This is a genomic window from Escherichia sp. MOD1-EC6162 (assembly GCF_002965125.1).
GTDB classification, from domain to species: Bacteria; Pseudomonadota; Gammaproteobacteria; order Enterobacterales; family Enterobacteriaceae; genus Escherichia; species Escherichia marmotae.
In genome coordinates this window covers 69,959-79,516 of sequence record NZ_PTSB01000020.1, presented here as the reverse complement: position 1 = coordinate 79,516, position 9,558 = coordinate 69,959, and the positions used below count along the sequence as shown (strand labels likewise).

General features: G+C 55.1%; 7 protein-coding genes. All 7 read right to left on the bottom strand.

Annotated features, from left to right (window positions below; translation table 11 throughout):
* Positions 1-459: 459 nt before the first annotated feature.
* The 7 genes from wzxC to fcl all read right to left on the bottom strand — a co-directional run bounded on the left by wzxC (position 460) and on the right by fcl (position 9,556).
* Positions 460-1,938 (bottom strand): colanic acid undecaprenyl disphosphate flippase WzxC, encoded by a 1,479-nt coding sequence (gene wzxC, locus A9587_RS16650; protein WP_105264050.1) that lies wholly within the window; start codon positions 1,936-1,938, stop codon positions 460-462.
* Position 1,939: 1 nt separating this feature from the next.
* Positions 1,940-3,334: an undecaprenyl-phosphate glucose phosphotransferase gene (gene wcaJ, locus A9587_RS16645; protein ID WP_000183151.1), complete on the bottom strand. Its 1,395-nt coding sequence runs from the start codon at positions 3,332-3,334 to the stop codon at positions 1,940-1,942.
* Between the two features lie 54 nt (positions 3,335-3,388).
* Positions 3,389-4,759, bottom strand: a complete 1,371-nt coding sequence (gene cpsG / locus A9587_RS16640) for a colanic acid biosynthesis phosphomannomutase CpsG (protein WP_105264049.1) — start codon at positions 4,757-4,759, stop codon at positions 3,389-3,391.
* 690 nt (positions 4,760-5,449) lie between these two features.
* Positions 5,450-6,886 (bottom strand): mannose-1-phosphate guanyltransferase, encoded by a 1,437-nt coding sequence (gene cpsB / locus A9587_RS16635; protein ID WP_016248894.1) that lies wholly within the window; start codon positions 6,884-6,886, stop codon positions 5,450-5,452.
* 2 nt (positions 6,887-6,888) lie between these two features.
* A complete protein-coding gene (wcaI, locus tag A9587_RS16630) occupies positions 6,889-8,112 on the bottom strand; it encodes a colanic acid biosynthesis fucosyltransferase WcaI (protein WP_000699674.1) in 1,224 nt (407 codons plus the stop codon).
* Positions 8,109-8,588 carry a GDP-mannose mannosyl hydrolase gene (gene gmm / locus A9587_RS16625; protein WP_000479830.1) on the bottom strand — a complete coding sequence of 160 codons (480 nt, stop codon included), beginning with the start codon at positions 8,586-8,588 and terminating at the stop codon, positions 8,109-8,111. Before gmm ends, wcaI begins: the two co-directional genes overlap by 4 nt.
* A 2-nt stretch (positions 8,589-8,590) precedes the next feature.
* Positions 8,591-9,556, bottom strand: coding sequence for a GDP-L-fucose synthase (fcl, locus tag A9587_RS16620; RefSeq protein WP_016248895.1), 966 nt, complete (start codon positions 9,554-9,556; stop codon positions 8,591-8,593).
* Positions 9,557-9,558: the final 2 nt, after the last annotated feature.

Genomic DNA, 9,558 nt, shown 5'->3' with positions numbered 1-9,558 from the left:
CACTGAACCGTAGGCCGGATAAGGCGTTTTACGCCGCATCCGGCATTCAACGCCTGATGCGACGCTGACGCGTCTTATCAGGCCTACAAAATCCGGGCACTGAACCGTAGGCCGGATAAGGCGTTTTCACCACATCCGGCATTCAACGCCTGATGCGACGCTGACGCGTATTATCAGGCCTACAAGATCCGGGCACTGAACCGTAGGCCGGATAAGGCGTTTTACGCCGCATCCGGCATTCAACGCCTGATGCGACGCTGACGCGTCTTATCAGGCCTACAAAATCCGGGCACTGAACCGTAGGCCGGATAAGGCGTTTTACGCCACATCCGGCATTCAGCGCCTGATGCGACGCTGACGCGTCTTATCAGGCCTACAAGATCCGGGCACTGAACCGTAGGCCGGATAAGGCGTTTTACGCCGCATCCGGCAACCGTTGCCGGAACCGAAAACAACAACTCACCCCGCCCGTAAAAGCATTTTCATTTTTTCGCTGCGACAAAACTGACGCTTCACTTCCACCACCAGCGGATGGCGCGACAGCACAATCATCACCATAAACGCCAGTGCGCCTGCGGTAATTTGCACCACCAGCAGCGTCCCCAGTGCCAGTTGCCCTTTCAGCACCACGCCCAGCACATAACTGATCACCAGCGTCGGTAATGAGAGATAAAACGGTAGCCACAAGCTCAGGATGTACTGCCGATAACTGGAGCCGAGCACCGGTTTAATCATCACGAAATAACTCAGCACAGTGTTGATAATCTGCACCAGCAGGAAGCCCAGCGTGACGCCGATTGCGCCCGCCATCTGCCCACCAATAACAATCGCCGGAATAAACAGAAAGGTTTTGAATACGTTAAATTTAAAGCTGATATCGACCCGCGCTTTCGCCATCAGCAGCGAACCAATCGGGTTACCCACTGAACGCAGTAGCCCCACCACGCACAGCAATTGCAGCACCGGAATGATGCTGTTCCATTTCTCACCAAATACCAGCGGCACAAAATTATTGGCTACCACCATCAATCCCAACAGCGCTGGAAAGTTGATAATCCCCACCACCGACAGCAGCTTGTAGAAGTTGACGCGCAGCTTTTCGGTGTCGTCCTGAATTTTGGCGAACGCTGGAAACAGCACGCGGGTGATTATCGGGTTCAACTTCATCGGCGGTACAACAGCCACGTTGTACGCCAGGTTGTAGCCCCCCGCCACGCCCGCGCCGAGAATACGTGCCAGCACCAGCGTTGAAAGGTTGGTATTGAGATAGTTGATGATGCTGTCTGCCGTCAGCCAGGCACCAAAACGTAAGTTTGGTGCCACCGACGCCAGCGAAAAATGCAGGCCGGGACGATAAATTTTACGGCCAAAGTAGCCAAACAGCAGCGTTCTCACCGCACTATTGACCAGATAACCAAGGATTGCGGTCATCGCCAGTGGCCAGAAATGAGCGCTAACCACCGTAAAGGTAAAGCCCGCCAGCACGGCGCTGGTTTCGATCATGCCGATCTTGTTGAACTCCAGTTCCTTCTGCATCAACGCGCGGAACTGTTGCCCGTGGGGGATCACCACAAACGCCAGCGACAATGTTTTAATCAACGGCACCAAATCCGGGTTATTCAGCACGCCACCAATGGCGTCACTCAACAAAAACACCGCCGCGCACACCACGATCCCCAGCCCAACGTTCAGCCAGTACAGCGTGGTGAGTTCAAGGTGACTGATTTCTTTCCGCTGAATAATGGAGTTGGCGATGCCGAAGTCAGAAAGCGTATCTGCCAGCGTAATGATCACCAGCGACACGGTAAGCAGGCCGAACTGATGGTTATCGATAATCCGCGCCAACACGGTCATCTGTACCAGTCCCAGGCCGATGATGATCACCGTGGCAATCGCTGACCACTTCGCGCCACTGATGGTTTTTTCACGTAAGCTCATATCAATATGCCGCTTTGTTAACGAAGCCCTTGAACACCGTCAGGAAAACGATCCGGATATCGAACCAGACGCTCCATTCGCGGATATACTCAAGGTCAAACTCGACGCGTTTTTCCATTTTCTCCAGCGTGTCGGTCTCGCCGCGCCAGCCGTTAATCTGCGCCCAACCGGTAATGCCTGGTTTCACTTTATGGCGCAGCATGTAGCCTTCAATGAGCTGGCGATATTGTTCGTTATGCGCCACCGCGTGCGGGCGCGGACCAACAATCGACATTCCTCCCGTCAGCACATTGATAAATTGCGGCAGTTCATCCAGCGAGGTTCGACGTAGAAAGTTCCCCACTCTGGTCACACGCGGATCGTTTTGTGTCGCCTGGGTCACGACGTTGTCATTTTCCATCACTTTCATAGAGCGAAACTTCCACACTTTGATCGGCTTGCCATCCATGCCATAGCGGGTCTGGCGGAAAATTATTGGCCCAGGGGAACTCAGTTTCACTGCCAGGGCAATGCAGCACAGCACCGGGGAGATCAGCAGTAAGATCAAGGTAGCCAGCACAATATCTTCAGCGCGTTTGATCAGGCGGTTAACCCCAGAAAGCGGCGTGTCGTACAGCGGCACCACCGGTACGCCGTTCATCTCTTCGATACGTGAATGGAGAATGTTGAAAGTAAATACATCGGGGATCAGCAGCACCGAACAGGTGGTGTCTGCCAACGCATGTACCAGCTTTTTCACTCGCGCGCCGTCGCACATCTGCATGGCGATATAGACGTTATGAATCTTGCCCGCTTTAGCGTCCTCAACCAGTTGTTGCAGGTTGCCTGCCCAGTCATTAGAAACGCCGCCCGGCTTCGGATCGTGATATACGCCCACCACTTCAAACCCTAACCACGGCTGATTACGGAAGCTCTCGATCAGCATTTGTCCGGCGGCTAAGTCCCCCGCCACCGCGACCATGCGTTTGTTATAGCCATGATTACGCAACCATCCCGCACCGATACGAATGCATGAACGGCAAACCACCAGTCCGATGCTGGTCAGCAGATACCACGCCAGCCAGACCTTCAGTTGCGTATCGAAATCATTATTAAACGCCACCAGTCCGGCGCTAAAAATCACGCTTAGCGTCCAGTTTTGTAGCAGCAGGGCAAATTCTGTCGTTGCCCGAACACCGCGCCAGGAGCGATAAAAATCGGTGATGCCGCCCAACATCTGGAACACCACCAGCGTAATCAGCGCCACCAACAGATGCATGTAGAAGAATGACCGCCCGCTCACTTCGCAAACCAGCCATAGTCCGGCAAACATGATGGTGATATCTGAAAAGCGTTGCACCATAGAGATTAACGATGCATTGGTTTTCGCTCGCTCGCGCTTTTTTAGATTTGTCATCGTTGTTCCTGTTATTAGCCCCTTACCCGCAATGGGGTAAGGGAAAAACAGACATTACTCGTTCAGCAACGTCAGCAGAGTGCGCGTTCGCGCTTCCATCAGCGGCACATCGCCGCGCGATTCCACATTCAGCCGCACCACCGGTTCAGTGTTGGAGGAGCGCAGATTGAAACGCCAGTCGGCAAAGGTCATGCTGATGCCGTCGGTGCGATCCACCGCCAGCGCCTCGCGGCTAAAGTGCTGTTCGACGCGGTTAATTGCCTCAGCGGGTTGCGCCAGCTTGCTGTTGATCTCCCCACTTGCCGGAAATGCCGTCATGCGGTCACGCACCAGTTCACCCAGTGTTTTCCCTTTCAGGCACACCAGTTCGGCTACCAACAGCCACGGGATCATGCCGCTGTCGCAATAAGCAAAATCACGGAAATAGTGATGGGCGCTCATTTCGCCACCGTAGATGGCGTCTTCCTTGCGCATACGTTCTTTAATAAAGGCGTGTCCGGTTTTCGACATCACCGGCGTACCGCCTGCAGCGGTCACCACATCGACAGTGTTCCAGGAGAGACGCGGATCGTGGATGATCTTCGCGCCAGGATTTTTTTCGAGGAACGCTTCTGCCAGCAGGCCGACGATGTAGTAGCCCTCGATAAACTGCCCTTTTTCGTCGAACAGGAAGCAGCGGTCGAAATCGCCATCAAAGGCAATACCCATGTCCGCACCGTGTTTGATAACCGCATTACACGTATCGTCGCGGCATTCCGGCAGCAGCGGATTAGGAATACCGTTGGGGAAATTGCCGTCTGGCGTGTTGTGCACCTTGATTAATTCCACGGGGGCGTCGAGTGCTTTCAGACGATCTTCGATAGCATCCACCACCGGCCCCGCAGCGCCGTTACCGGCGTTGATCACCAGCTTGAGCGGCGTGAGGTTTTTGTGGTTGATATAACCGAACAGGTGATCAACGTAAGCGTCACGCAGGTTGATTTGCTGATAGCGACCACGTGTTGTTTCATCGACAGGCGGAAAGTCATTGGCTTCCGCCAGACGCTGGACGTCGCGCAGTCCGGTATCGCCGCTGATCGGGCGAGCCCCTTCGCGCACCAGTTTCATGCCGTTGTAATCCATCGGATTATGGCTGGCGGTGACTTCGATACCGCCATCTACGCCGAGATGGAACGTGGCAAAATAGATCTCTTCGGTGCCTGACATGCCGATATCCAGCACATCGACGCCCGCGTCCTGTAAACCTTTTGCCAGCGCCAGTTTTAAGGTTTCACTGGTGAGGCGGACATCACCACCTAATACAATGGTTTTCGGTTTAAGAAATTCGCCATAGGCGCGACCAATGCGCCAGGCAATATCTTCATTCAGTTCTTCGCCTAATTTTCCGCGAATATCGTAGGCTTTAAAGCAGGTTAATTTTTTCATGTCGATACCCTTTTTCAGGCAATAGTTGGCCCTGACCGAAGCGGCCAATTTTGTTTTTGTCGTTATTTACATCGCGATTCGGCATTCATTGCCTGATGCGACGCTACCGCGCCTTATCAGGCCTACAAAACCCGAACCACAGGTCGGATAAGGCGTTCACGCCGCATCTGACAGCCAGCGCCTGATGCGACGCTACCGCGTCTTATCAGGCCTACAAAACCCGAACCACAGGTCGGATAAGGCGTTCACGCCGCATCCGACAGCCAGCGCCTGATGCGACGCTACCGCGTCTTATCAGGCCTACAAAACCCGAACCACAGGTCGGATAAGGCGTTCACGCCGCATCCGACAGCCAGCGCCTGATGCGACGCTACCGCGCCTTATCAGGCCTACAAAATCCGAACCACAGGTCGGATAAGGCGTTCACGCCGCATCCGACAGCCAGCGCCTGATGCGACGCTACCGCGCCTTATCAGGCCTACAAAACCCGAACCACAGGTCGGATAAGGCGTTCACGCCGCATCCGACAGCCAGCGCCTGATGCGACACTACCGCGTCTTATCAGGCCTACAAAACCCGAACTACAGGTCGGATAAGGCGTTCACGCCGCATCCGACAGCCAGCGCCTGATGCGACGCTACCGCGTCTTATCAGGCCTACAAAACCCGAACCACAGGTCGGATAAGGCGTTTACACCCGTCCGTAGCGATCCGAAAAACGCACCACATCATCCTCTTCGAGATAAGAGCCGGAGCGCACTTCAATTAAATCGAGCGGAATTTTCCCCGGATTTTCCAGGCAATGCGTCGCCCCCAGCGGAATATAAATGGACTCGTTTTCACCAAGCAGTTTGATATCACCGTCAATGGTGACTTTTGCCGTTCCCGCCACCACCACCCAGTGTTCTGCCCGGTGATGGTGCATCTGTACCGACAACCCCTCGCCCGGTTTCACGGTGATGCGTTTCACCTGGTAGCGGTCGCCTGCGTCGATAGAGTCGTATTTGCCCCACGGGCGGTACACTTCGCGATGCACCCGATGCTCATGACGACCATCAGCTTTGATCTGCTCGACCACTTTTTTCACATCCTGCACCGCGTTCCGATCGGCAATCAACACCGCGTCTTTGGTCTGCACCACGACCAGATCTTTCACCCCAACGGTGGTCACCAGGCCAGATTCGGCATACACATAGCTGTTTTCGGTTTTGTGATTAATCACGTCGCCGTGGCAAACATTGCCCTCGGCGGTGTGTGCGCTGATCTCCCATAATGAGGACCAGGAACCGACATCGCTCCAGCCCGCATCCATCGGCACCACAACGGCATCTGCCGTGCGTTCCATGACCGCGTAATCCACCGACTCTTCCGGGCAGGCGAGAAACGCTTCTTCATCCACACGAATAAAATCGAGATCCGGATCGATGGCGCTCATCGCTTTTTCACAGGCGTCTAGAATATCCGGACGATATTTTTTCAGTTCTTCGAGATAACGTCCGGCGCGGAACAGGAACATGCCGCTGTTCCAGTAATAATCGCCGTTTGCCACATAGCCCTGCGCGGTTTCCAGATTCGGTTTTTCGACAAACTGCGCCACTTCAAAGGCCACCGTATCTTGCTCGCCGGGGGAAACGTCGCCGCGACGAATATAGCCATAACCGGTTTCAGGTAGATCCGGCACAATGCCGAAGGTCACCAGCTTGCCCGCTTCGGCATACGGCATGGCATTACGCACGGCGCTGCGAAAAGCGTCCTCATCGGCAATCACATGATCCGCCGCCAGCACCAGCATTAACGGGTCGCTCTCGGGGCTATGGCGTTTTGTCGCCAGTGCCGCCAGCGCAATGGCGGGCGCGGTGTTGCGCCCTACCGGTTCGAGAATAATGTTCTCGGTGAGTTTGTTTAGTTGACGCAATTGCTCCGCGACAATAAAACGATGTTGCTCATTGCAAATCACCACCGGGCTTTCGCACTCCACGCCGTTCAGGCGGCAGATGGTGGTTTGCAGCATGGTGAGATCACCTTTCAGGCATAAAAACTGCTTGGGGTAAAGTACGCGGGAAAGTGGCCATAAGCGGCTACCGGAGCCACCTGCCATCACCACAGGATAGAGTTTCGACTGCGCCATAATTATCCCCGAATATCATTTATAAATTGACGTAACACGTTCTCTTTATCGAGCGTGCGTTCGGCATATTCACGTGCCACCGTGTTGTGTCTGGGCAGCAGGAGCGCCTGGCGGATCCCCGCCACCAGCGCCTCTACCGATTCCGGTTCTACGCAAACCGCAATACCTGGAAAGGTGGCGCAAAGCTGCCCCAGTTCTGTGTGAGCTTCTGCGGTAATCACCGCGTTACCGCCTGCCGCCAGAATATTGGTCAGTTTCGACGGCAATACGGCATCTGCCGCGCCGCGTTTTTGCACTACCAGATGGCAATCGCCCATCTTCAGCAGCGCGGGCAAGGCTTTATACGATTGCAGCGGGAAAAATTGCATGTTGCGCAGCCCACGCTGCTGCGCCATTTTTTCCAGCCGCGCTTTGCCGCCGCCCTGCCCGACAATGGCAAAAATCAACGGTTCATCGCGCAGGCGATCGGCGGCTTCAATAACGTTTTCCAGCCCCTGCTTTTCGCCAATATTGCCGGAGTAAAGAATGATTTTTTTGTTATCTGGTAGACCAAGCTGGTTACGAAGGGCGTCGACATCGGCCTGTGCAACGTGCTGAAAACGAGCGATTTCCGACCAGTTGGGGAAGAAGATGACTTTTTCCGCCGCCACGCCTTTTTCGATGGCTTTATTCATCATCGAGCGTGAAATCGTGGAGACATTATCAACGTTGTGCAGCCCGCTACGTTCGAACGCTGTTGCCAGGCGGGCCACTTTGCCGCCGTTGCCTTTTCCGGCAAGACCCAGCCCCAGCATGGCGTCCACTTCGTAATCCTGAATATGCAGCACGGTACGCGCGCCAGAGAGTTTTGCCAGCAGGCGCATTCCTGGCGTGCAAAACAGCGTTGGCACCACGCCGATAATGCGATCCGGCCTCCAGCGGCGTTGCGCCATCAGCGGGAAGAAACTGCTGACGGCAAAACTGCCAAGATGCAAAAGGCGTTTCAGGGTACTGGGCTGTTCTGGCACATACAGCGGGCAGCGCCACACCGTGGCTGCGCCCTCTTCCCGTTTGTACCGCCAGGCGGAATAGTTCTCGCCCACCTGCCACTGCGGATAGTAAGGCGGCGCGGTAATGACCCGCACTTCATGACCTTGTGCTGCCAGCCATTCCACCATCTCGCCAGTGTATTTGCCGATACCGGTTAGCTCTGGCGAGTAGTTAATGCCGTAGACCAGAATTTTCATAAGCCAGGCACTCCGGCACGCTTCTCAGCGAGAAAATAGGCGCGGCTGTTCGCATGAACATCGTCACTGGCCAGCAGCGCGTCCGCCGTCAACCAGCGGTAATCGTCATGCTGTTCGTCCGGCAGCAACAGCTCTTCTTCCGCTACCCTGAAGCGAAAACCGAGCACCACATAGTGGGTGGTGAAATCTGTACCGGAGAAGTTATCGTCATAAAAATGCTGCCAGACGCCGTAAAACTGGCCTGCTTTCATCGGCAGTCGCAGCCCCAGTTCCGCCAGCGTCAGCCGCTCAAATGCGGCTTCCAGCGTTTCATCCTTCTGCACGCGCCCTCCCGGCACAAACCAGTAACCCTGCGCCGGGCGGTTGGTTCTTTTGCCAAGCAGGAACTCGCCGCGGCTGTTCTCGACAATAAAGTCGAGAGAGACAAGCGGGGTCGAGCGCACTACTGTGGCAAAGTCTTCCTGACGTAAAAACATCATTACCCCCGAAAACGCTCTTGATTCTCAAGAAACCACTGGTAGGTGCTGGCAAGCCCCGCCTCCAGTGAGATTTCGTGATACCAGCCAAGTTGATGCAGGCGTGTCACATCCAACAGTTTGCGCGGCGTGCCGTCCGGTTTGCTGGCGTCGAAAACTACCCGACCTTTGTAGCCCACCACTTTAGCGATAGTTTGCGCCAGCTCGCGGATGGTGCAGTCAACGCCGGTGCCGACATTAATGTGCGACAGCATCGGCTGGGTGTTCTCCAACCAGACTTCGTGCGCCAGCTCCATCACATGAATGCTCGCCGCCGCCATATCATCGACATGCAGAAATTCGCGCATCGGTGTGCCGCTGCCCCACACCACCACGTCCGGCGCATTCTGTGCTGTCGCCTCGTGGAAGCGGCGCAGCAATGCAGGGATCACGTGCGAGTGACTCGGGTGGAAGTTGTCATGTGGCCCGTACAGGTTGGTCGGCATGACCGAGCGGTAATCGCGTCCATATTGGCGGTTGTATGATTCGCACAGTTTGATCCCGGCGATTTTGGCAATCGCGTAGGGCTCATTGGTCGGCTCCAGCGTCCCCTGTAACAACTCGCTTTCTGCCATCGGCTGTTTTGCCAGTTTTGGGTAGATGCAGGACGAACCGAGAAAGAGCAGTTTGTTCACGTCGTTCTGATGCGCGGCATGAATGATGTTGCTCTCAATCATCATGTTCTGGTAGATGAAATCCGCCGGATAAGTATTGTTGGCAACAATGCCGCCCACTTTCGCCGCCGCCAGATACACCTGGTCAATGCGCTCACTGGCAAAGAAATCATCCACCGCGCGGCTGTCCAGCAGGTTCAGTTCGTCGCGGGTACGCAATACCAGTTCCACATCGCCGCGCTGTTCGAGCTGGCGCTTGATGGCGGAACCGACCATCCCGCGATGGCCAGCGATAAAAATACGTTGTTTACTCATGC